Source organism: Aliivibrio sifiae (assembly GCF_002954705.1).
GTDB lineage: Bacteria > Pseudomonadota > Gammaproteobacteria > Enterobacterales > Vibrionaceae > Aliivibrio > Aliivibrio sifiae_A.
The window spans coordinates 17,809-41,776 of the sequence record NZ_MSCO01000004.1 but is presented as its reverse complement, the minus strand read 5'-3'; the positions used below and the strand labels follow the sequence as shown (position 1 = coordinate 41,776).

Annotated in this window: 21 protein-coding genes; 16 read left to right on the top strand and 5 right to left on the bottom strand. The window is 37.5% G+C overall.

Annotated elements, in window-relative coordinates; all coding sequences use genetic code 11:
* Positions 1-482: 482 nt before the first annotated feature.
* Complete coding sequence (locus tag BTO22_RS19505; RefSeq protein WP_105056920.1) at positions 483-1,073, bottom strand: hypothetical protein; 591 nt, start codon at positions 1,071-1,073, stop codon at positions 483-485.
* Positions 1,074-1,391: 318 nt separating this feature from the next.
* On the opposite strand from BTO22_RS19505, the gene BTO22_RS19500 reads away from it, so the two are divergent.
* Genes BTO22_RS19500 through BTO22_RS19485 form a run of 4 tightly spaced genes read left to right on the top strand, consistent with a single transcriptional unit; the run spans position 1,392 to position 6,341 of the window.
* Complete coding sequence (locus BTO22_RS19500) at positions 1,392-2,726, top strand: serine/threonine protein kinase (protein WP_060994034.1); 1,335 nt, start codon at positions 1,392-1,394, stop codon at positions 2,724-2,726.
* 27 nt (positions 2,727-2,753) lie between these two features.
* Entirely contained in the window at positions 2,754-4,187 is a 1,434-nt protein-coding gene (locus BTO22_RS19495; protein ID WP_105056919.1) for a chromosome partitioning protein ParA, read from the top strand.
* Positions 4,188-4,200: 13 nt separating this feature from the next.
* Complete coding sequence (locus BTO22_RS19490; protein ID WP_060994035.1) at positions 4,201-4,767, top strand: ECF-type sigma factor; 567 nt, start codon at positions 4,201-4,203, stop codon at positions 4,765-4,767.
* 5 nt (positions 4,768-4,772) lie between these two features.
* On the top strand, positions 4,773-6,341 hold the full coding sequence (locus BTO22_RS19485) for a hypothetical protein (RefSeq protein WP_105056918.1): 1,569 nt from the start codon (positions 4,773-4,775) through the stop codon (positions 6,339-6,341).
* Positions 6,342-6,406: 65 nt separating this feature from the next.
* Here BTO22_RS19485 and BTO22_RS19480 read toward each other — a convergent pair whose 3' ends face one another.
* Positions 6,407-7,270 (bottom strand): hypothetical protein, encoded by an 864-nt coding sequence (locus BTO22_RS19480; protein WP_060994037.1) that lies wholly within the window; start codon positions 7,268-7,270, stop codon positions 6,407-6,409.
* A 225-nt stretch (positions 7,271-7,495) separates the two neighbouring features.
* On the opposite strand from BTO22_RS19480, the gene BTO22_RS19475 reads away from it, so the two are divergent.
* From BTO22_RS19475 to BTO22_RS19430, 10 genes are all read left to right on the top strand, one after another.
* Entirely contained in the window at positions 7,496-10,342 is a 2,847-nt protein-coding gene (locus BTO22_RS19475) for an Ig domain-containing protein (protein ID WP_105056917.1), read from the top strand.
* A gap of 330 nt (positions 10,343-10,672) precedes the next feature.
* A complete protein-coding gene (locus tag BTO22_RS19470; RefSeq protein WP_105056916.1) occupies positions 10,673-11,020 on the top strand; it encodes a transcriptional regulator in 348 nt (115 codons plus the stop codon).
* A gap of 1 nt (position 11,021) precedes the next feature.
* Positions 11,022-11,384, top strand: coding sequence for a glycine-rich SFCGS family protein (locus tag BTO22_RS19465; protein WP_105056915.1), 363 nt, complete (start codon positions 11,022-11,024; stop codon positions 11,382-11,384).
* A gap of 1 nt (position 11,385) precedes the next feature.
* Positions 11,386-11,682: a DUF4312 family protein gene (locus BTO22_RS19460; protein WP_061005512.1), complete on the top strand. Its 297-nt coding sequence runs from the start codon at positions 11,386-11,388 to the stop codon at positions 11,680-11,682.
* 60 nt (positions 11,683-11,742) lie between these two features.
* On the top strand, positions 11,743-12,522 hold the full coding sequence (locus BTO22_RS19455; RefSeq protein WP_060994042.1) for a DUF4311 domain-containing protein: 780 nt from the start codon (positions 11,743-11,745) through the stop codon (positions 12,520-12,522).
* Between the two features lie 14 nt (positions 12,523-12,536).
* Entirely contained in the window at positions 12,537-13,187 is a 651-nt protein-coding gene (locus tag BTO22_RS19450) for a DUF4310 family protein (protein ID WP_060994043.1), read from the top strand.
* A 59-nt stretch (positions 13,188-13,246) separates the two neighbouring features.
* The gene (locus tag BTO22_RS19445) at positions 13,247-14,383 is read left to right on the top strand and encodes an amidohydrolase/deacetylase family metallohydrolase (RefSeq protein ID WP_105056914.1); all 1,137 of its coding nucleotides are present in this window, start codon (positions 13,247-13,249) and stop codon (positions 14,381-14,383) included.
* Positions 14,367-15,470: a DgaE family pyridoxal phosphate-dependent ammonia lyase gene (locus BTO22_RS19440; protein WP_060994045.1), complete on the top strand. Its 1,104-nt coding sequence runs from the start codon at positions 14,367-14,369 to the stop codon at positions 15,468-15,470. The genes BTO22_RS19445 and BTO22_RS19440 overlap by 17 nt, the downstream gene beginning before the upstream one ends.
* Before the next feature lie 12 nt (positions 15,471-15,482).
* Entirely contained in the window at positions 15,483-16,223 is a 741-nt protein-coding gene (dagF, locus tag BTO22_RS19435) for a 2-dehydro-3-deoxy-phosphogluconate aldolase (RefSeq protein ID WP_060994046.1), read from the top strand.
* 192 nt (positions 16,224-16,415) lie between these two features.
* Positions 16,416-18,338 (top strand): BglG family transcription antiterminator, encoded by a 1,923-nt coding sequence (locus BTO22_RS19430; RefSeq protein WP_105056913.1) that lies wholly within the window; start codon positions 16,416-16,418, stop codon positions 18,336-18,338.
* A gap of 43 nt (positions 18,339-18,381) precedes the next feature.
* Here the strand turns inward: BTO22_RS19430 and BTO22_RS19425 are convergent, their stop codons facing one another.
* The gene (locus tag BTO22_RS19425; RefSeq protein WP_181044705.1) at positions 18,382-18,645 is read right to left on the bottom strand and encodes a hypothetical protein; all 264 of its coding nucleotides are present in this window, start codon (positions 18,643-18,645) and stop codon (positions 18,382-18,384) included.
* The gene (locus BTO22_RS19420; protein WP_105056911.1) at positions 18,629-19,507 is read right to left on the bottom strand and encodes a hypothetical protein; all 879 of its coding nucleotides are present in this window, start codon (positions 19,505-19,507) and stop codon (positions 18,629-18,631) included. The genes BTO22_RS19425 and BTO22_RS19420 overlap by 17 nt, the downstream gene beginning before the upstream one ends.
* A gap of 176 nt (positions 19,508-19,683) precedes the next feature.
* Between BTO22_RS19420 and BTO22_RS19415 the strand changes: the two genes are divergently transcribed.
* Positions 19,684-21,564, top strand: a complete 1,881-nt coding sequence (locus tag BTO22_RS19415; RefSeq protein ID WP_105056910.1) for a DUF294 nucleotidyltransferase-like domain-containing protein — start codon at positions 19,684-19,686, stop codon at positions 21,562-21,564.
* A 9-nt stretch (positions 21,565-21,573) separates the two neighbouring features.
* Positions 21,574-22,290: a 3'-5' exonuclease gene (locus BTO22_RS19410; RefSeq protein ID WP_105056909.1), complete on the top strand. Its 717-nt coding sequence runs from the start codon at positions 21,574-21,576 to the stop codon at positions 22,288-22,290.
* A gap of 80 nt (positions 22,291-22,370) precedes the next feature.
* Here the strand turns inward: BTO22_RS19410 and BTO22_RS19405 are convergent, their stop codons facing one another.
* Positions 22,371-23,951 carry a BCCT family transporter gene (locus BTO22_RS19405; RefSeq protein WP_061013937.1) on the bottom strand — a complete coding sequence of 527 codons (1,581 nt, stop codon included), beginning with the start codon at positions 23,949-23,951 and terminating at the stop codon, positions 22,371-22,373.
* Positions 23,952-23,968 lie beyond the last annotated feature (17 nt).

Here is a 23,968-nt window from a genome sequence, read left to right as displayed (position 1 = left end):
AAAACATTCGATTATTTATTCTCTAAAAACACAGAACTTGAGATGAAGCCGCCTTCCTTTATGAAGAATGGGCTCTGTAAATAAGGAGGTATAACTAAAAGATAACAGCAACCCTATTATTAATAGGACTGTAAATATCTGCACAATAAGTACATGCTCGCCAACTTGATGTTGTTCAAAATGGACTAAATGATCCGATAACTCACATTTGTCGGTTAACCCATTTTTACCTTGCTCTGCGTCTAACTTCTGCTGGACCGAATTAGATGCAGGATCATTCAACGGCAAAGAGCACGAACTCAATAAACCAATATTATTTGCCGCACAGACAAAGATAACCCAACACACGAGAATGAGGGGCCATCTAAGAAATTTATGTCTGTAAAGCGCAAGTTGCATAAACTAGTTAGCTACCAAAATAGGAATGAGTGCCATTAGGACAAACGTTCCTATAAATAGTTTCCTAGTTCAGATATTTAAATTTAGTGCGAATGATCGTGATGATGGCTATGTCCACAACCACACGTTGGGGCTGCGATCACACTTTGTAGTGGATGAAATTCCATTTTTTCTTGCAGGGCTTCTGGCGTTAACGAGTTTATTAACTGCATATTTTCCATATTAACCGCATCCACATTACCCAACTCACGCTGTGCTTTAGTTACTTCAATAAACTGACGGCTTAACTCTTCAGGTAGCTTAAATTCACGAATCGCACATAACAAATTGGTTGCTGTATCTACTGCAATCATCGAAACAGACAATGTTTTATCTTCAGTCACAGTGAAGTAATCGTCAGGAATAGCAGCTGAGTTTAATTGCATTTCAAACGCTAGATCACCAAAGCTAACGACAACTAAACAACCCCCATTATCAGAGGTAATTACACCAAGTTGCGCGCCAGTTTGGCCTAACATCGCTTGTTCGTCGGCGGTAATATTACCCAAACCAACATAAAGCATATTTGGTAAGTCATTACGGAACAACTCAAGCATTGCGCCATCACCTTCTTGAAATGGGTGATCTGTAAACGTTTGTCCAACTTGAAATTGCGGAGTGTTGTGTTCAGCCATAATGATTACCTTAGTAGATTCTTAGCTCGATTTGATGAGATAAGTGTAATCTTTATTTGAGAAATGACTATCCCAGTAAAAGGCAAATGACTATTACGTATATGTAAAAGTTATCGTCATTCACATTTAATATATACGAACTAAAGCCTTTTCAATGACTATAAATCAGGCAAAAAACAAAATTTTCAGCCTGTTTTTCAATCGTTAAAAACGCAATTAAATAAAACGTCTTAATTGTTCTCAAAAATGATAAAAATCATTCACATTCCATATATAAATCTATACAGTACGCGAAAATAATTCTTATAAATTAATTCTTTGCAGCTAATAACCTCTCCAACTCAAGTCTTTTATCATTTAATGGATCTTGATGACGAACAACAACGAAAGATGCTTGATGACCTAAAAAATAGTCATCCTGATATTTATCGTGACGTCACTCCATTACTTAATATAACTACTTCAGACCACTTCTCAGATCTGTTTGGCTTTCACGCGCAACAAGCTTTTCATGTTGAATGGGACTTTAGCCACCAAATCGTTGATAAATACCAAATCACAGAAGAGTTAGGTCGTGGTGGGATGGGTGTCGTATATTCTGCATACAGAAATAACGGAACGTTTGAACAAGAACTTGCGATTAAATTCATTCAACCTGATTTTAATAACTTGCTAGATAAACATGCTCTATTTGAAGAAGCGCAATTACTCGCACGCTTAAATCACCCATATATAGCAAAAGTCTTTGATGGTGGAGAGCATGAAGGAACGGTTTATGTCGTTATGGAAAAAGTTATTGGGACAACGCTCAATGAATTTTTATACTCCACACCGTTATCACCAAAAGAAAAATTGCTGTTGTTTAGCCAAATTTGCCAAGCTTTAGAACATGCACATCAAAATGATGTTTTACATGCAGATTTAAAACCTGAAAACATTTTAATCGATAAGCAACACTGCCCAAAACTGATTGATTTTAACTTAACTCAAAAAGTACAGAACAGTAGAGGCCGTGGTATTAAAGAACTTGTTGCTTATAGTGAGCATTTTGCCAGCCCAGAACAAAAAAAAGGAGATTACTTAACGTCATTAAGTGATGTGTATTCTCTCGGAAAAATCTTACACCTTCTTTTCCCAGATCTAGAAAGCAAACACGATATTGCTTGTATACAACAAAAAGCAACGCAAATAAATTTATCTAAACGCTACAACTCCGTAGAAGATCTGCGTCACGACATTGAATCAGTCGTCAGCTCTCAACCGATTACATTAAAACAACAAAATCCTTTATATGTGCTTCATTGCTTACTAAAACGAAAGCCTGTGCCATCGTTTCTTTTGGTTTTATTAATATTATCAGGCCTTCTTTTTTCTGGCCTTTTGATCTTTAAAAACCACCAATTAGAACAAGAAAAAATAGTTGCTGAAAATATGATGTATGAGGTCACACAATTATTGTTTCATTCAAAAGGAAGAGATGTTTCTAAAGTATCTATCAACTCGATGCTGGAATTAACTCGACGTAGGATCCTCTCTAATCCAGATTTACCGACTCATATAAAACAAAAAATGCTGCTAGCTATGATGACGCCAATACCAACAAAGCACAAAGTAATCAGCGAGAACATAGAAAAAGAACAACAAACACTGTAAGAATTTCAGTAAGAAAAGGTCTATTTAATGAAAAAGACAATACCCTCATCTCTATTACTAATTTATATAGTTATAGAAACAATCTCAGCCGCTTCTGCAACTGAAGTTCATACTGGTTATTTTATTGATTCACCAGTGACTGGACTTTACTACCAAACAAGCTCTGAACTTTCAGGGACGACAAATAAAGGCGCATTTAACTATCGCTCAGGAGATGTTGTTCGCTTTTTTTTAGGAAAAGATGAGAATGGGTATTTGGTTAGCACGCTATCAGGGCAAGAAGTAATAACGCCTACATTAACAACAACAACACCGAGCAAAAGCATTAACCTTACTCGATTGCTTCTTTCTCTTGATAGCACCCCAAACGATCGAAAAGAAATTATTTTAGCGAGTAAAATGCTTTCTGATATCAATTTTCAACAACAGTTAAAAAACATTGACCTTAATGTATTGGATCAATCAACAAAAGATCTCAATTTAAATTTAGTGTCAGTCAAAGAAGCAGTCAATCATTTAAACCAAAGTCAGCAATACATAGAAAATAATTTCACATCAAATGAAATCATCTACCACCCAATAAATAAACGCCTTGAGCATATCATCATTAAGAAGAAAGACTCACAAGGAAGGCTTTGTGCATACGACCTTAAATACCGTAACCACCCTAGATCTAGCCCTCCTTTTGGCAATATAGAATATACAATCAATAAAACACATTTAATTCAATACCCAAGCGTTGGTGATTATTTTAATGGCTGTTTTCTAGATAAAACAAAATCATTATCTTCTGAAAAAACACATATCTCTCAATTTAAACATTGGGAAGGATTGATTGGCTGTGCAAATACAGGATGTACTCGTAATGATTTAAATGGTTTTTCTTTAGATAATTACAACGATGAAGGAGATTGGAAATATCGCACAACCGCAATGAATTTTGATCCTGAAACTGAATTATTTATGGAAAAAGTACAAGGACTTGGTCCAAATGAACACATCAAACATCAAAATCAAAGTGAAAAAATAATATTTACTTACCCAAAAGAAAAAGGAAAAAACATTCCTTTCGAGGGGATTTGGCGCCAAACCCAATATCAGGGTAAAACCATTAATTCATATTGCTTATTAATAAAACAAGGCGTTATTTTTCAAGATCCAGAAGTCAAAGATTCTTGCTCTCAAAATGAAAAGCATTACGTTCTCAATGTAACGAAAAAATATCCCGATATGTGGTGGATTAATAACGAAAATAAAACCGCACATTTAGAACAAATGAACTTACTCGTTCGTTGGTATCAAAACGGAAATCAACCACAACATACAACGTGGGAGTACTTACCAGCAGGAGAAGAATGGAACCAAGGCATTCTTTATCGGTACCGACAAACCGTTCAACGACAATCTGATGGCACAGAAGAAATAAATACGTTTACTGTCTCTGAATTTAGCAAAATATAACGGGATCCTTTTCATGACGAAAACAACAGAATTAACTCGAATCATTCAAAACTGGCAATCTGGTGATAAACAAGCCGAAAGTCATTTATATCAATTCGCCTATTTACAATTACATAGTATCGCTCAAGAAGAACGTAAGCGTAATGCAGAAAAATACGGTGAAAATAATGACGTACTTTCTGATAGCGTAAATAGTACAACAGCATTAATACACGACGCTTACATCAAACTATCAAATGCAGAATTAACCGACATAAAAACAAAACGTGATTTTTTCTTAATGGCGACTAAAGTAATGCGTCAAATATTGATTGATAACGCTCGTTCACAACAAGCTCAAAAACGTCAGCCATTAACATCAATAGAAGGTGAGCATAATAAATTTGAACAACTAATTACAATGGACAAAGCATTAGATAGCTTTAGTGTTCGCTACCCTCGCCAATCCAGCGCTTTAAAATTAAAGTACTTAATGGGGATGAAAAATACTGAAATCTGCCAATTATTAGAATGCAGTCCAAGCCTAATAGAAAAGGATTTAAAATTTTCACGCAGCTGGCTGCAAACTCGCATGATGTAAGAAATATGAAAAAATACGCGTTACCTTTAATTCCAATAGTAATAATTACATTGAGTGGCTTTTGGCTACATTCAGCTCTATCTTCACCATCCAATAGCACTCAACCAATAGAGCAAGAGACACAAGCAAGTATCAAAGAACCCTCTTCTGATGAAGCTTTTCTTTCTAGCTTTGATAAACAAAAAATACTCATAAATAATGAGATTAAAAAACATGGACAAGAAAAAAAAACCATTACAAAAAATAAAAAAATAGAAAAATCCTCGCCTACTCAAATTGAAAAACAAAATTTACAGAATAACGAGCATGAAAAATACAACATTCAAGAAGATAATTTATTAAAGGACGCTGACAAATTAGGGTCAAAAGGGAATCAAAAGCCCCAAATCAATAAAGAAATCCAACAGCAACTTCAAACAATGATTTACGCATGGGACTTAACTGAATCAACATCCATCAGGTACTCTTTCAGTATCCATGGACTTTTTTATGATGAAGACGATGATTTTATTACCACAAAAATACATTTTTCATATCCAGGCTTATCTTTAATCAATAAAGCAGGGCTGACTTTGGTTGGTACCCCTATAAAAAATAAAAAACCAACTAAATTCATAATTTCAGCTAAAGATGATCATCATGGAGAAGATGAAAGCTCTTGGGCACAAGTAAGCTTTTCACTCCCTTCAACCGAAGACTCGAACCTTATAGGTGAAAATGCATTAATTGGACAAACACTGTACCGCCTAGAAACATCCAAAAATTTTCTCGGTAGTAGTTACGACTATGAAATAGTCTATTGTGAAGCATTTAAGTTCATCAATAATATTGCTTTCTATGCAGCATCAACTAATAAACAAACATGCCCAAAAGAGGATCGTTTAACCGAAATAGGAACTTATCAAGCCGATGAGAATCAACTAATTTTAACTAGTAACGGCTCAGTATTTAACGCAGAGCAGCACTGGGAAATTAAACATGAATATAAATCCAGTCACAAAAAAGGAGAAAGCCTGCTCACCACCGTCCATAATGGAAAAAAATTTGAAACCTACACAATATTAAAAAATAAAGCTGCAATGGAATCGCGACTTAATGTAGTAACAGGTGAATACCCTTACCAAATGGAAAAGTTTGAATACTTTTTGCCTAAAGATATGGAAGGTCATTACATTAAGGGGACTGCTGGTATGTACATGATGGATTCACGTCTAATAAACCCAAATTGGCGAGATTTAGATTCAGACTTAAATATTAATTCAGATACTCATGATGTCACTTGTAAGCATGTTCTGTCTTTTTACCAAAGTTCAATACTAGGTGGGAAGGGGGTATATGCAGATATAACAACAAGTTCATTGGCACCAAATAATATCGATCCTATAGAATGCGAAGAAAGGATAAACTCAGAAACAGGAAAACGCTATTCTTATCTGGATTTAGATTATTCTAATTATGATGAGTTAGTAAATGGAGAAGTTTACAGTTACGTTCTCAAGCCTAAACCAGAGCTTGCTCATTTAGTTGAAGAGTTTAAGATCAATTTAATTTATCACGAACCAAATCTAAACTAACTCATTAATAAATAACAACTAAAAGAGCAAGCCCATGGCTCTTTTAGTTGTTGACCTATCGTAGGCTAAAAACTCCAAAGTGCTTGAAAGCCAGTACTGAAGGTGTACGTATCAGCTTCTGGCAACGTCGCATATCCACTTTTATTCTCACGCTCTGTACATTCACCATCAACCATAGTGACACACGTTTCAAACTGTACTTTTTGTTTATCGGTTTCAAAACGTTTTTCATAACCAAGCATAGCGTACCATCCCAAGTGAAGCCCTTTCATTATTTCATAACTAACGGTTCCTTCAATGGATGTCCTAATACCAAAATCATTAAAAGTATTATCTTCAAATTTGGTATTTTTAGTCACACTATAAATTGGCATACCTAGTACAGCTCGTCCGCTTACTTTCCATTTTTTATCACTAAACAGTGAACCATTATCGTAAGCCACACCTAAATCGACAAAAATATCGGTCGACGTTTCTTCCCATGTCCCATAAAACGCTTTATTGGTGAACCCATTATGATTTCTCATACCGTAACGAGTATAGGTTTGATAAGTAAGTGCTGGTCCACCTATTACTCGCCACTCATCAGTAAGCTTGTAGTGCAATTGTATATTGGTCGCCGTTTTTAAATACTCAAACTGATTAGTTTGCATTAAATGGCTGTAATACTCCCAATCCTCCTCTGCGCTTTGAGGTGAAAAAGAAGCTAATGCATCTATCGAAAAATCAAAATTATCATTGATGTAATACAAACCACCACTATTTAACACCGGGTTTGTAATAGTGACTTTTGATTGCACCCCTCCATAATATTCTTGATACGTTACATTTTCTAAACCAAACGTAAAATACGAATACCCATAGTTTTTTTCTCCCTCATGTGCCATTGCAAAACATGGCAATAAACCTAACCAGTATATTTTTTTCATTGTTCATCCCTATATGTATTTTTGGGTGCGAAATATGAGTGATTCATTCCAAAAAACCAATAGTACGGTTGATAAAAAAATAAAATAAATTTTACGGTTTTTTTCCTATTTCTCGTGTCTTGTTTTGCTTTTTGAATCGGCGTAAAAGTGTCGCACTTTTGAGTTTTACAAATAAATAAACACTATTGAGGGGAAGGCTACCCTCACCAAAAAGGATTGAACAGAATGAAAAAGGTAAGTTTATTAGCAGCGTCAGTGGCATTTGCGTTAGTAGGTTGTGGTGGTTCTGATGGAGGTTCTGACGGTGGTTCAGATCATAATATAAATACTGAAACTCCTTCAGCAGGTGGTATCGTTATTACCGGTTTTGATGGTTACTTTAAGAATGCAGTGGTGTTTGATGATGTAAACAACAACGGCTCTCTAGACGTTAATGTTGATACTGTATTTGGTCTTACCAAGGCTGACGGTAAGATTACTCTACCAAAGGGAGTAAAAATCCAAGGTTCTCTTGCTCTTAAAACATTAAAACCAGGCGATACAGACAAAGATCTTGCAATAAAACTAGCAGCACTAAGTCCTGCTGCTGATTCTTACGCTGATTTCATGAATACATACACAACGGATATGGACTATGAAGGTCAACCAATGGCTAATGCCGTGGTTTTCCGTACACCTATTTCAGCTGAAGATAAAACCGCTGTAATTTCTCCACTGACTGACCTTGTTGCTATCGAAATGGCAAAAGGCACTGCTGAAAATCCAGTAAGTGAAGAAGCAGCAATCGCAGCAGTAACCACTGCGCTTGGTGGCACAACAGAGCAGCCTATTGATCTATTCTCTGATTTCGTAAAAGACTCAAAGACAAATTTAGAAAGCGCTAAATTACACAAAACAGCACAAATTCTGACAGAATCAAAAGCAAAGAACCCTGCTGTTTATGAGAAAAATTCAGCTGAAATTGCTGCCGTTGCTCAAGAAGAGTCTGAAAAAATCGTAACTGATGAAACAATGGGTTCTGATGATTTATTAAACCAAAAGCCTGTTATTAATCCTTCAGAGCCAGATGTTATTATTACCAACTACAAATTATTAGTGAATGAAGGCGCTAAAATTGCCATTCAAAAAGAAATTAGTGCATTAGCTATCACTGAAGGTCAATCTCTAGATACCACAATTACTATTCCTGCAAACCTATTCCAAGACAAGTACGACAATACGCAAACTAATGTACAAGCAGTGGTAGAAATTAACGGTAAAGGTGAAATTACAGCTAATTTAGTAGGTGAAACACTAACTCTTTCAGCTGAAAATCTACAACCAACGTCAGATATCTATACCATTACGCTAACAGCTGAAGATAAAGCAAAGGCAGACACTGAAGTATTAAATACACTAAGCACAACATTCTCATTTAAAGTTGAGATGCTAAACACAGCCCCAGTTGTAGACACTAAAACTCAAGCAAGCATTCAAACTGTGGTTAATTCTTGGGAATTACAACAAGGTGCCACATTCTCACAAACTTTCTCTGTTGATGGCTTATTTGATGACCGAGAAGGTGATGCTTTAACTTATACAACGAACATTAATTCAGTGGTATCAGGTTTAACATCTGCATTTAATAAAAATACTGGCAAAATCACTATTTCAGGTAACCCTCAACCTAATCACTTAGGCCAATTAGTATTTACGATTACGGCTGATGATGGTCACCCTGCAACTCGACTAGCTTCTGAAGCTGCAAACTTCACATTACCTGCTATTGAGGCTGGTGAAATCACAATAAATACAAATGCTAAAGCCAAGTTACAAACGAAAGCAGCAGCATGGAAATTAAAAGTTGGCACTGAATTTAACCAAACATTAAACATTAACGAATTGTTTGATTCTGCAGTAAATGGTGATGTTCAATATTATGCTAACTACGCAGAGTATGATAATACACTACCAGAAAACCCAATTAACGGCGTTGAAGTAAGCGTTGATCAAAGTGGTCTAGTTACATTAACAGGTACCCCAACTAAAGTAACCAATGGTGTTGTTCTATATCTAGCTCAAGGGATCAACTTCTCTGGTGGCGAAGATAATGACATTGAATCAGAAATGGTGATGTTAACACTTCCAAATGTTCAACCAGCAGATGAAGTAACACCACCACCAGCCGGAAAACACCCTCTTGAAAATAAAAACTGGTATGTTTTAGAGCGTGGTAGTGATGATGGTGACGGTATCGACAATAACAACTACTCGCGTGTTTGGTGTGATACGTACAGTTTTGAAAACGGGATAGTATTAAGTAATAATCGCTCATCAATAAATAAAAATACCTGTTCAGATGAAATTTTTGCACAAGATGACAATGGTACATACGTAATTGATGAAAATAACAACATTGTTGCTACATTTACTTTCATCGAAAATGGCGAACAATTAACAGAGACCTTCACTGTCTCAATTAATGACGATACTAATGCACCAATGGATGAAATCTCAATTGGTTCTAAATCAGTTCTTTTCTCAATGGAAGAACAAGGTCAAATTGAGCATGAAACAAAAACATTCTTTGCCGATAACGTAGATGCAGAAAAACGCATTAATGTAAACTCAAATGACGGTCCAGAGTTACGTGATGCACCTCTATACTGGCCAGGTCAGCAAGATGGTGAATATGTACTGAGATCAACATCACTGCAAATGAATACAGCAGAAAATAGCCCTGGCAACAGTCATGATTATATTAAAGTTTGGATTAATGGTGTGAGCTGTGACGGTTTATTCGAAGGTATCGATGGTGACGGTCCTATCTTTGAAAAATTCATCGTAACATCCGATTCAATTTCTCGGAATAATGAGTACAGTAACCAATTACATCACTCTGGATGCTTTACCTCGGAAGAAAATGGAACACCAAACGCTGTTATTTCATTCCTACTTGGTATGAACAACAACTACAAATTAAATGCGAATGAAACCTACAGCATTATGGGTAAAGTCTCTAATGATTGGGGATCAGCTCTTAGTGATATCAACTTCAACATGGATTGGACTGGTCCTGCAATCAACGACTAATTCTAATGATTTATGATAAACCCCGACACTCGTCGGGGTTTCTTTTATCTACGACCCAAACCTTAACTTCCAATTCAATCTAAAAATCCAACCAGAATCACAAAACTCATTACTCTCAATTTAGCTTCCACTTTCCATTACTGCGATTTCCAGTTCATAACCCTATAATATTTAAGTAAATAAATTTAAAACTTTGAACTCACCCCACCAACACCTTCCAATTTCCACTTCAAAGTGGAAAAACTACCCCTGTTCACTTTTCCCTTCCACTTATATTCTTTCATCATCAAGTTAAACACAAAAACTTATTATTTAAGGGAAATATAAAACGTGGATAGTCCTACTCTAGAAATTAATGAAGAGTTATTCACTGAAGAAGTAGATTCAACGTTCAATAAAATAATTTCTATTTTAAGAGCTGAGAAAATATTTCCAGACAGTGTTCAAAAACAAATGCTTTATTCTCACTTAAAAGCAATGGTAATTAGATCTCATACTCATGAACCATTACCCGAAGTTGAAATTGACATGTTTGATGAAATATCAAAATCATCACACAAATTAGCAGAAGATGTTGTTAATTTATTTCCAACATTAGCGTACGAAGAATCTTATTTATTATCTGTTCACTTTGAAGTGGCAAAAGAAAACGAATTAACCGAAGAATTTGGAGCATAACATGACAAATATAACAGTAGTGATTGGCGACCGCTTAGGTAAAGGGCAAAAAGTAGGTTTAGGCGCTGAAGCAGCAGGTGGTATTGTTACCGTTATTCCTGGAATGGCTGCAGACATGAAGCTTGGTGACATCATGAACCAAGAGCAAGCAGACTTTGGTATTTCTTTCTGTGGCAGCGGCGGCGCTGGTGCAATCACAGCTCAAAACAAATATGGCTACAAAGCAAAATATGGAATGCGTTCTGTTGAAGAAGGCGTAACAGCTATTAATGAAGGCTACAACGTTTTAGGTTTTGGTTTCATGGATAAAGAAGAACTTGGCCAAAAATTGGTTGAAGCATTTGTTAAAAAATACAGAAGCTAATATGAAAGAATCTATTACAACAACCGTAACGGTTAGTGGTGATGGAAATACAAAACAATCAGCTTTCAGTGCCGCATTAAATAATATTCAAAAAACAATTCTTAAAGATAATGAACAAGTTATTTTACGTATAGAACCTGTTGATGTGAAATTAATTACTGCGGACAAAAAAGAAAGAATAGAAAAGTTTATGTTTTTCTTTTTACCACGAAATAAAGCCACGTATTCAGTAACATTAGATGTCACTGTTAATGTCACCATTATTAATATTGACCAACTGGATTTTAAATCAATATAAAAACCTATTCGCTTTAAATAGTAAAACTTATTTAAATATATAAATGGAAGGTATATATAGATGTTCTTAATTATATTAATGAAGTCTCTAATAATAGGGGCTTTAGTGGGCGTGGGCGTCGGTGTGGGTGCCGCTCGTATGTTCCACGCTCCAACCGTTCAAGGTATGGGCGCATTCCGTACTCTTGGTGAACTTAACTCTTGTGAAGGCGATCCTGCATCTCACTTTTCTTTTGGCCTTGGCTTCTTCTTTAACGCATGGGCGTCTTCTGTTGCAGCGGGTGCCTTCACTCAAGATGTTGACCATCGAATCATCCCTCACTGGGGTGCTGCAGCTCTAATGTTTAAAAACAAAAATGTTGCAGAGACAATGCATGATCCAAAAAAAATGGGTATTGCATGTGGCATTATCGGCATGATTGTCGTGGCATTTTTAAACTCAACTGCGTCTGCTGTTCCTGAGAGCCTACAAATTACCGCGGTAAAAGTTCTAGTTCCTGCCGCTAATTTACTCGTAAACATTGCGATGCCAGTAATCTTCTGGTTAGCCGCTATCGAAGCAGGCCGTCGCTCTGGTTTTTGGGCAACTATTTTTGGTGGCCTTGCTCAAATGATCATGGGTAACGCTGTACCAGGCCTTGTTCTTGGCATCTTAATCGGTAAAGGCGTTGAAGATGGCGGATGGAATAAAGTTACTAAAATCATGCTGGCAGCGGTTATCACTCTGTTTGTTATGAGTGCCTTCTTCCGTGGATTCGACATTGAGCTTATCGAGTCTTTCAGGCTCACCGTTCCTACTTGGTTAGAGAATGTTCATACCACCCTTAGCGGCAATCAGTAAGTCTGGAGTTGAAAATGGATGACAAATTAAAGAATAACTTTTGGTACGCAGATTGGTCTTTTCCTTTCTTCGTAGGTCTGCTGTCTTCAGGCGTGTTTGCTGGTACACACATGTACTATTTATACGGCATTGGCGCATTTAATGAAGTGGCATTCGTATCGATGTTACGCGCAGGAATGGACAGTGGTGTATATGGTGCAGTAGCTGCCTTTGGTGCGAGCTTCTTATTCGCTCGAATCATTGAAGGTTCACTGGTTGGTATTTTAGATATTGGTGGCGCGGTTCAAACGGGTGTTGGTTTAGGTGTTCCTGCCCTGCTGCTCGGTGCTGGTATCGTTTACCCATTAGAAAACTTCGTCGCTTCATTGATTGTCGGCTTCTTACTAGGCTTAGCGATTGGCTACATCATTATCTTGGCTCGTAAATATACCATTGGTCAAAGTAACTCGACTTATGGTGCTGATGTCATGATGGGTGCAGGTAACTCATCAGGTAGATTCTTAGGTCCACTGATTGTTCTATCTGCAATTGCCGCGTCAATTCCAATTGGTATCGGTTCATTAATTGGTGCGCTTGCATTCTATCAATGGCAAAAGCCAATCACTGGCGGTGCAATTATCGGTGCAATGGTATTTGGTTCTCTATTCCCAGTCGCTATTGGCTAATCTTCTCCACATTAATGCTCTTTCAATAAGAGAGGGCATTAGTAATACAGGTAAGAATTATGTATGACTTACTGATAAAAAACGGAAAACTAACAAATGGCGACATTATCGATGTAGCTATTCTAAATGGAAAAATCGCGGAACTTGGCTCTAATATCAACGAAGTAGCGACTAAAGCAATAGATTTACAAGGTTTACACTACCTTAGTGCTGGTTGGGTTGATTTACACACTCATTGCTACCCTTTATCGCCAATCTACAACGACGAACCAGATTTAATTGGTGTTACTCATGGCGTTACTACCGTAGTTGATGCCGGTAGTGTTGGTGCTGATGACATCGATGATTTTTATCGTTTAACTCAACAAAGTGCAACTAACGTATACAGTATTTTAAATATCTCTCGCATTGGTTTATTACGACAAGATGAACTGGCTGACATGAGTGATATTGATTTAGATGTTGCAAAAACCGCCATTACTAACCATTCCAATTTTGTCGTTGGTATTAAAGCAAGAATGAGTGGCAGCGTAGTAAAAAATAACGGATTAGCACCACTGGTTAGAGCCAAAGAAATGCAGGCTCAAAATAACAACCTACCTTTAATGGTGCATGTTGGAAATAATCCACCAAATTTAGATGATATTGCCGAGCTACTAACAGAAGGTGACATCATTACACACTGTTATAACGGGAAACCAAACCGAATTTTAACCCCTGAGGGTGAGTTAAAAGAGTCGATGAAAAAAGCGATTAAACGCGGCGTTATTTTAGATGTTGGTCATGGCGGTGCCAGTTTCAGTTTTGATGTTGCTGAGCAGGCAATTAAGAAAGGTATTTATCCAGACACTATAAGCTCTGATATTTACTGTAAAAATCGAATCTCGGGCCCTGTACGTAGCTTATCTCATATTATGTCGAAGTTTTTAACTATTGGCTTACCAATGGAACAAGTGATCGAATGTGTCACCACCAACGCTGCTAATGCGTTAAAAATAACAACGAAAGGGAGATTAGAAGTAGGCAAAGACGCTGATATCACTATTTTTAATATTCTCAATGAACCTTGTACCTTTGAAGACTCAGAGCAAGGTTCGCGCAAAGGCTCTGAATCCTTTTTACCGCTAGCCTGTATTGTTTCAGGCAAACTAATTACTACACAACATGGGGAACAACATAATGTCTTCAATGCATGAAAAATACGGTCTTACTGAAGTGATTAATGCATCAGGTCGAATGACAGCATTAGGGGTTTCAACGCCAAACGAAGACGTTGTAAATGCGGTGAAAGAAGGCCTTGGTCAATATTTTGATATGAAAGATCTGGTGATAAAAACCGGTGAATATATTGCAAACCTTTTAAATGTTAATGCAGCCGTTGTTGTTTCTTGTGCCTCTGCGGGCATCGCTCAATCTGTTGCCGCTGTGATTGTGAAAGACAGCCAATATCGATTAGAAAACTTACACGCTCACGCGCATGATGTTCCTTCTGAGATTGTTCTTCCAAAAGGCCACAACGTTAACTTTGGCGCTCCAGTCGGCACCATGGTGACATTAGGCGGCGGTACTATCAAAGAAGCAGGTTATGCCAATGAATGTTCCGCTGAGCAGCTAGAAGCAGCAATCACAAAAAATACCGCAGCTATTTTATATATAAAGTCTCACCATTGTGTTCAAAAAAGTATTTTAACGGTTGAACAAGCCGTTGCTGTCGCACAAAAACATAATTTGCCATTAATTGTTGATGCCGCTGCTGAAGAAGATTTACAAGGCTATTTTGCTATGGGTGCTGATTTAATTATTTACAGTGGCGCGAAAGCAATTGAAGGCCCTACAAGTGGTTTGGTTGTAGGTAAAACACAATATGTAGATTGGGTGCGAAAACAATCTCAAGGTATTGGTCGAGCAATGAAGGTTGGCAAAGAAGGCATCCTAGGACTAACCCATGCCATTACTGATTACCTGACAATTGAAAAAGAAACAGGCCAAGAGATGGTCGCTAAGATGGAAAAATTCATCTTTGATATCAATACCATTAACGGCGTTAAATCTCGTGTGGTATGGGACAGTGCGGGTCGTGATATTGCAAGAGCTGAAATCGCATTTGACCATGATGTTTTAAGTACCACCACAACAGATATTGTTAAACGATTAAATCACGGTAACCCAGCAATCTATTGCCGCGGTTACAAAGCCAACGAAGGCATTATCGAAATTGACGTTCGTAGTGTTAACGCTACTCAGCTTAATACTATTTTCGTAAAAATTAACGAATTATTTTAAGAGAGACACTCCATGACTTTAAAAGCTAACTTCTACAAAAATCGTGTATGCCTAAACGTATTAGCAGGCTCTGTTGATAATGCAGGTGAAATTTATGACGCCGCAGAAGGCCATGTTTTGGTTGGTGTTTTATCTAAAAACTACCCAGATGTTGATACTGCCGTTAGTGACATGAAAAAATACAGCGAAGTAACAAACAATGCCGTTTCTGTTGGCTTGGGCGCTGGCGATCCAAATCAATCAATGATGGTTTCTCTTATCTCTCAGCATGTACAGCCACAACACATCAACCAAGTATTTACGGGTGTAGCCACAAGCAGAGCACTAGTTGGGCAAGATAAAAGTATCGTTAATGGTTTAATTTCACCAACAGGTACTGTTGGTATGGTGAAAATCTCAACGGGCCCACTAAGCTCTCGAGCTGAAGATGCGATTGTTCCTGTTGAAACCGCGATTGCGATGCTAAAAGACATGGGCGGAAGCTCTGTAAAATACTTCCCAATGGGTGGCCTAGAAAGTCGCGAAGAATTTGCGTACGTTGCTAAAGCTTGTGCAGAACAAGATTTTTGGTTAGAACCAACTGGCGGTATTGATCTTGAAAACTACGAAGAAATCATGCAAATCGCATTAGATGCAGGCGTGAGTAAAATCATCCCTCACATCTATAGCTCGATTATTGATAAAGCGACAGGAAACACCCGCCCAGAAGACGTAACAACTCTACTTGAGATGACAAAAAAATTGCTTAACTAAGTTTGCTCCTCCAAAGCCGGAACCCTGCCCCCAGGTTTCTGGCTTTTTTATTTTCTAAAAATATACTTATTTTTAGTCGAAAAAAAATAACTCAAGATAGCAATCACACATTCAATAAATATTGATATCTAGTTACTTAAAACTGGTTGATATTATTGTTAATAAACATCAATTAACTTTATCGGTTTTCTTATGATTCAATTGCCTTATCCACGCCTTAACATCATCTTTGAAGCTCTTAGATACGAAGCTCTTCCTCAACAAGAGCTTGCACAGCGCTGTGATATTTCAACTCGAACCATTCGTACAGATATCTCTGCCTTAAATGATATTTTAGCCTCTTATGGTGCTCAAATTCAGCATCAACGCGGAAAAGGCTATTACTTCGATATTTACGATGAAACACGATTTTCTGATATTGAAAAACAAACAAAAAAGATGAAAACCTCACCACGAAATGCAAAAGATCGCGTGGTGTATTTAATTATGCGTCTTCTTTCTCAAGAGGAAGAATGCAAATTAGATGACTTAGCCAATCAGTGGTTTGTTAGCCGAACCTCTTTACAGGCAGACATGAGCGAAATTCGTGAAATATTAGAGCAGTATAATTTAGAAATTGTCAGTAAAGCCCACCATGGGTTGAAGTTGTTTGGTGAAGAACAAGCTATTCGAGGATGCATCGCTCATGTCTTGTTTCAGTTCAAACCCAGTGATCGCACATTTGTTGATGTATGTGAGCATTTTTTTCCTGAAATAAACCTTCCTTCTTTACGCGAAGACTTACTTCATTTAATTAATCAGAATCACATAAAATTAACTGATGAAGGACTTCATCATTTATTAGTATATTGCGGTGTTACCTTACATCGACTTAAATTAAATGCCATTATTCATCATGTTCATCAACCACAACTCAGCAATGAAGCACAAAGTGCCGCGTTAGACCTCAGTAAAACGATTGAAATCTTACTTGGAGCTCCTTTACCTCAATCAGAGATAGATTATTTAAGTATTCAAATTGCAGCTCGTCGAGTTACATGGGTCACAGTGATCGACACAGAAAAGCATACAGAACAGTTAGAATTAACGAATTTTTTATTGGATTACGTTAACAAGCATTATAATTACGATTTACGTAACGACGAATTACTGAAGCGTGATTTATTGTGTCATATCACGACGATGATATTGCGTGTAAAATACCAAATCACCATTCCAAATCCATTAGTAGATCATATCAAACGCTACTATCCACTCGCTTACGATATGACCGTAGCCGCTATTTCTCATTGGGGGAAACATTTAATTCCTGATGGAGAGGTAGGTTATCTAGTCATGCATATTGGGGTTGGATTAGAACGAAATTTTGCCTTAGAAGAACAGCAACCTCCTAGAGCTTTATTGGTGTGTGATTCTGGTACTTCTATTATGCGTCTGCTTGAATCTCAATTACTTAGATCTTTACCGCAATTAGATATCCAAAAAATAGGCTCTGTCAGAGAATATGAAGCGTTAACAAAAATAGATGCTGACTTTGTTATCTCTACAGAAAAAGTATCACAAAAAAATAAACCGACTATCGCAGTATCACCAATACCAACCAGTTTTCAGATAGAACAAGTAAATAAATTGATACTGATGAATCGCTCTCATCCCTATATGTTGGATAAGTTTTTTGATCATCGTTATTTTTCTGTGCTCGAAAAACCAACCACACAAGCAGAGTTATTAAAAACCTTCTCGAGCCACTTAACTCAAGACAATATCACCCCAACTGGATTTTATAATTCAGTGATCGAACGTGAAAATATTACATCGACTATTTTAGGGGAGGGTATCGCTATCCCTCACTCTCTGGGGTTATTAGCCAATGAGACCAAGGTATACACCATTATCTCACCTCATGGTGTTGATTGGGGAAATGGGAAAATAGCGCATGTCATTTTTCTTTTTGCGATAAATAAAGATGATTATGAAGAAGCGATGAGCCTTTATGATTTATTCGTGACCTTCATGAATGGAAAAGCAGTGGATACCATTCTTGATTGTTTATCGTATGAAGAATTTCAATACGTAGCGAAAGAGTGTTGGTTTAATAGAAAAAAAGATTGGTAGTATAAAAAATCCCAGCATAACTGGGATTTTTATAGAAAAGAGATTACGGTCGCGGCTTAAACTCCAATACTGGCGCTTTTTCACCGTCATTCACATCTTTAGGGTTATTAATCACGATTAAATCTAATGCTCGACCTGTTGGACTTAGCAGTGCGAGCTCTTCTTTGTGCTCATCTTCCAGACAGATATTTAATGAAATATCTGATAACGCCTTAACGCCAAACTCTTCTTCTAATGTTTCTAATGCTTCTTGTAAGTTCTCAGCCAGAGATTTACTGTCCCAACGACCTTTAAATTGAATTTCCAACGACTTTATCCTCTATCTTCTTAGTACACACCACATTCAGCATCGATGTGTTTTTTAATTTTCTGGCTGTACCCCCTTTAAAGAGACCGATATTATCCGCGCCCCAATAAGGTAATTGCATTGGCCATTTATCTTTTGTCATTATCGTTGAATCAACTAGTATTTGCCATTGCTCTTTCGTCAATAAATCCATCTCTATTTTTTGGCAAACTGTGTGAGCATTTTGTGCTGTTACTCTTAACCAAGGCATTTTATTTTCCATATAGAAGCCTTCATTTCCATTATCAATAAACGGCACTGCAAAATGAACTTGGTTAATAATCACTTCTTTACGAATAGTTATCGGATCTGGTTCTATTACCTTTTCAGGCATCAGTGCTTCTTTATTAACATCTGATAAATCGACTTCACGCAGTCCTGCATGTTTAAATAACCGCTGATTTTGTAAAGCTTTCAATTCTTTATTCGCTATAAAATAATCAATATACGGACCAACTAAACAACGGTTAAGCTCTCCTTCTTTTTTCATATTAATTGGCATATCTACCGCGCGATTAATTTGTTCAATAGCGTCTTTAGTTAACTCTTTTTTAAACAGGCCACATTGGATCCAGTACTCACTATTATCAACTTTCTCTTTTGTAGGTAGACTTCCCCATAGTCCTTCCCCTATCGGGCAAAGTTCAGACAAAATATGCTCTTCTTTTTTATTGTCTCCTTTAGAAAAGCAAACCGCAGATAAAACACCTTTATTTAGAGTTTCTGACTCTGTCGCCTTTTCGTTCGCAGATACACTTGCGACTGCTACGAAACTACCGAGAACACCTAATGATATTGCTGTTCTTTTTATTAATTTAGCCACTAGACTTCTCCAAACAAACTTACAATATTATCAGCATAGCAAAAGTTCTGTTTCAGATCCGAGATCCTATTTCCAATGCCTTCGTCTCACTCAATTTAATTGAATTAACATAGCTATCCATAAAGCGATAAACTAAAATTATAGTCTATTCTCCTTTAATTTATGTTGAGTGACGCATGGAAGTTGAACTGTTAGAGATCCAACACTTTTTATCACAATACCCGCCCTTTAACTTATTACCTGAAGAGGCAATAAAAGAAGCGGCTCAAAGCGTAGAAATATCTTATTACCGTACAGAAAGTATGGTGATTGGGTTTGGTGATGAGATCAAAGACCTTTATATGGTTCGCAGCGGAATAATTGAAGTCTATCGTCGTAATGGCGAGCTTTATAACCGACTTGATGAAGGCAGTATTTTCGGGCAAATGGGCCTATTAATGAATAATAAGGTTCGTTTCCCAGCCAAGGCTCTGAACGATTCTTTATTATATTGCATCCCTGAATCGGTATTTGATGATTTCTGTGAACGCTATGATGAGTTCTCAGATTTTGTTGAAGTAGAAGATGCCACTCGCTTAAAGCAAGCGGTTGAAAACAATCATGATGACGCTAACGATCTAACCACGTCCAAAGTAAAAACATTACTGACTCGTGAAGCGGTCATGATTACCAAATACGAAACAATTCAATCCGCCGCTAAAACCATGGCAGAAGAAAACGTATCTGCGGTATTAATCACCGATCCTGAAATCGATACAGAAGAAGAAGACAATGATTTTGTCGGTATTATTACTGACCGTGATTTATGTACTAAAGTGCTTGCCTGTGGGTTAGATTTTGAAACCCCCGTATCTGAAGTCATGTCTACAGAGCTGATTTCACTCGACCATAATGCCTATGTATTTGAAGCCATGCTCATGATGCTTCGATACAACGTACATCACTTACCAGTATTGAGAAATAAGCAACCAATCGGTGTTCTAGAGGTGTCTGACATCGTACGTTACGAATCTCAAAATAGCCTGTTGTTCGTAAGCAGTATTTTCCAACAACAAACTATCGAAGACTTGGTTATTTTATCTAGCCAATTGAAAGATTGCTTTATTCGAATGGTAAATGAAGACGCTAATTCTCACATGGTTGGTAGCGCGATGTCTGAGATTGGTCGAAGCTTTAAACAACGTTTATTAGAGTTGGCCGAGGAAGAACTAGGTGCACCTCCAGTCCCTTATTGCTTCTTAGCGCTTGGTTCTATGGCTCGTGATGAGCAGTTAATTGTTACAGACCAAGACAACGCGATTATTTTAGATAATGATTATAACGAACAAGAGCATGGTGAATACTTTAAAGCATTATCTACTTTTGTTTGTGATGGTTTAGCTGCGTGTGGATATACCTACTGCACTGGCGACATAATGGCAACGAATCCTGAATGGCGTAAAACGCAATCAGAATGGGAAGAATGTTTTGCCGATTGGATTGATAACCCAGATCCACAAGCACTATTAAATAGTTCTATTTTCTTTGACTTAAATGGCGTTTATGGCCGAACCAAATGGGCAGAACAACTCAATGGATTTATTGTCCGTCGAGCAAAGAAAAATAACCGTTTCCTTGCTTGCCTTGCTCGAAATGGTTTACGCCGAACACCACCACTGGGTTTCTTTAAGGATTTTGTGATGGAGAAAGATGGCCGCCATAATAATTCAATAAATTTAAAACGCCGTGGTACAGCACCTCTTGCTGATTTAATCCGAGTTCATGCATTAGCGATTGGCTCTCAAGCACAAAACTCATTTGAACGTTTAGACGATATTATTGAAGCTGGTATTTTACCTAAATCAAAAGGCAGTGATCTTCACCATGCAATGGAATTAATTTCATTGGTTCGTCTACGCCATCAGGCATTAGATGTCGAAGCGGGGATAGAACCTGATAACAATATAGAGCCAGAGAACATGTCTGACTTTGAACGTCGAAATCTAAAAGATGCGTTCCAAGTACTGAGTAATGCGCAAAACTTCCTTAAGTTCCGTTATAGCGCTAACAAATTTTAGGAGTGAATGATGATATCGAACACTCAACAAGAAATTCTCAACTGGCCTGCTTTCTTTACGCATAAGTTTGAAATGAGTAAAGATAAACGGCTTAAAAATTTTTACCAAACCGGAACGTATGAAGAAGAAACACCACTCAAAGATATTGAATTTGTTGCTTTAGATTTTGAAACAACAGGATTAGATGCAAATCAAAACAGCATTATTAGTATTGGTTTAGTGCCATTTACTTTACAGCGTATTCGTTGTCGAGAATCTCAACATTGGTTTGTTAAAGCTCAAGACAGCTTAGAGGAAAATTCTGTTGTCATTCACGGAATTACTCACTCTGACTTACAAGGCGCTCCTGATTTACGTCGTATCTTAGAGAAGGTGCTCGATGCGTTAGCAGGAAAAGTCGTAGTGGTTCATTACCGAAAAATAGAACGTGATTTTTTTGATGCTAATTTACGAAGCTTGATTGGTGAGGGTATTGTTTTTCCAGTGGTCGATACAATGCAAATCGAGGGGGATTATCAACAAGGTCAATCTAAAGGCCTAATTAATTGGCTTAAAGGAAAGCGTCCTGAATCAATCCGTTTGGCAAATAGCCGATTACGTTATGGCCTACCGGCTTACCCTCCTCATCACGCATTAACTGATGCGATTGCGACAGCTGAATTATTTCAGGCTCAAGTGCGTCATCACTTCTCGGAGAATGACCCTATTCGTAAGTTATGGCAATAATAAAAACCGTTCAACCTAAAAACAAAAAAGCCGATGAAGATTATCTCTCATCGGCTTTTTATTGTTTGTTCACTAAAAAATTAAGAACGGTTATGTTTCTCAGTTCTCATACCCATAAGTAAACTCACACACATGACAAGCAATATAATGGTGAATGGTAAGGCTGTTGAAATAGCCCCAGCTTGAAGAGCCTCAATTGCTTGAGTACCACCAACCCATAGCAGAGCAACTGCAATTGCCCCTTCCATAAATGCCCAGAACACTCGTTGTGGTACAGGCGCATCAACTTTACCACCAGCAGTAATGCTATCGATAACTAATGAACCCGAATCTGATGAGGTGATAAAGAATACCAACACTAGCACAACCGCGATCAGAGAAAGAATATTCCCCATAGGTAGAGCATCAAACATTTGGAACATAGCTAGAGAGACATCCGTTAACCCTTCAGAGCCTAAGGTACCTACATGATTGATCACCTGATCAATCGCAACACCACCAAACGTAGACATCCAAAGCACGGTAAATACAGTTGGTACAACTAATACTGCAATCAAGAACTCACGAACAGTACGACCACGAGATACTCGAGCAATAAACATACCTACAAATGGAGACCATGAAATCCACCACGCCCAATAAGTAACAGTCCAACCGTGCATCCACGCTTGATCACCACGACCGTGTGGATTACTTAATGGAATAATATTTTCAATGTAGCCCATAACTGTCGTTGGAATCGTCCCCATCGAGACAGAAAATGAAACCAAAGCAACAAAAACAACTAATACAATCGCAATAATCATATTAATGTTACTGATGACTTTTACACCACCATCAATACCACGCATTACTGAAACAACAGCAAGCAAGGTAACAATGAAAATAATCGCGACTTGTAAACCTAATCCACCTTCAATTCCAAACACATGTTGGAAGCCACTTGCTGCTTGTTGAGCACCAAGACCTAAAGAGGTAGCAAGACCAAATAACGTTGCTAGAACAGCAAGAATATCAACAATATGACCGGGCCATCCCCATGTGCGATCTCCTAAAATTGGATAGAAGATTGAGCGCATAGAAAGTGGTAAGCCTTTATTGTAAGAAAAGAAAGCTAATGACAAGGCAACAACACCATAAATAGCCCATGGATGAATACCCCAATGGAACATGGTTGCACCAAGTGCTAATTGTTTTGCTTCCGGTGTATACGCTTCAACGCCTAGTGGTGTTTCAAACCAACCAGTAAAGTAAGCAACCGGTTCTGATACACCCCAAAACATAAGACCAATACCCATGCCAGCAGCAAATAACATCGCGATCCAAGAGACCATCGAGTAATCAGGTTTTGCTTTATCACCACCAAGACGAATTTTACCAAATGGTGAGACAATCAATGCTAAACAGAAAATAACAAAGATATTCGCTGACCACATAAACAAACCATCAAATGCATTGATAATCTGTAATTTCAAACCATTTAGCACTGTTTTTGCAGTTTCAGGATCCGTCACTGCAACTGCTATTAAGAAGAGTGCAATCAAGCCAGCACTAATACCGAAGACGGAGTTATGAATATCCAATCCCCATTTTTGAACGTTATCCTGTCCAACAGTATAATCTGTATTATCTATACTGTACTTGTCCTTATTTCTACTCATTATTCCTCACTTCGAGC

Bases quoted from the DNA above. Each gene is read 5' to 3' on its own strand.
- BTO22_RS19505 (WP_105056920.1), bottom strand. From the start codon at position 1,073: ATGGCTGAACACAACACTCCGCAATTTCAAGTTGGACAAACGTTTACA.
- BTO22_RS19495 (WP_105056919.1), top strand. From the start codon at position 2,754: ATGAAAAAGACAATACCCTCATCTCTATTACTAATTTATATAGTTATA.
- BTO22_RS19490 (WP_060994035.1), top strand. From the start codon at position 4,201: ATGACGAAAACAACAGAATTAACTCGAATCATTCAAAACTGGCAATCT.
- BTO22_RS19485 (WP_105056918.1), top strand. From the start codon at position 4,773: ATGAAAAAATACGCGTTACCTTTAATTCCAATAGTAATAATTACATTG.
- BTO22_RS19480 (WP_060994037.1), bottom strand. From the start codon at position 7,270: ATGAAAAAAATATACTGGTTAGGTTTATTGCCATGTTTTGCAATGGCA.
- BTO22_RS19475 (WP_105056917.1), top strand. From the start codon at position 7,496: ATGAAAAAGGTAAGTTTATTAGCAGCGTCAGTGGCATTTGCGTTAGTA.
- BTO22_RS19465 (WP_105056915.1), top strand. From the start codon at position 11,022: ATGACAAATATAACAGTAGTGATTGGCGACCGCTTAGGTAAAGGGCAA.
- BTO22_RS19460 (WP_061005512.1), top strand. From the start codon at position 11,386: ATGAAAGAATCTATTACAACAACCGTAACGGTTAGTGGTGATGGAAAT.
- BTO22_RS19455 (WP_060994042.1), top strand. From the start codon at position 11,743: ATGTTCTTAATTATATTAATGAAGTCTCTAATAATAGGGGCTTTAGTG.
- BTO22_RS19450 (WP_060994043.1), top strand. From the start codon at position 12,537: ATGGATGACAAATTAAAGAATAACTTTTGGTACGCAGATTGGTCTTTT.
- BTO22_RS19445 (WP_105056914.1), top strand. From the start codon at position 13,247: ATGTATGACTTACTGATAAAAAACGGAAAACTAACAAATGGCGACATT.
- BTO22_RS19440 (WP_060994045.1), top strand. From the start codon at position 14,367: ATGTCTTCAATGCATGAAAAATACGGTCTTACTGAAGTGATTAATGCA.
- dagF (WP_060994046.1), top strand. From the start codon at position 15,483: ATGACTTTAAAAGCTAACTTCTACAAAAATCGTGTATGCCTAAACGTA.
- BTO22_RS19430 (WP_105056913.1), top strand. From the start codon at position 16,416: ATGATTCAATTGCCTTATCCACGCCTTAACATCATCTTTGAAGCTCTT.
- BTO22_RS19415 (WP_105056910.1), top strand. From the start codon at position 19,684: ATGGAAGTTGAACTGTTAGAGATCCAACACTTTTTATCACAATACCCG.
- BTO22_RS19410 (WP_105056909.1), top strand. From the start codon at position 21,574: ATGATATCGAACACTCAACAAGAAATTCTCAACTGGCCTGCTTTCTTT.
- BTO22_RS19405 (WP_061013937.1), bottom strand. From the start codon at position 23,951: ATGAGTAGAAATAAGGACAAGTACAGTATAGATAATACAGATTATACT.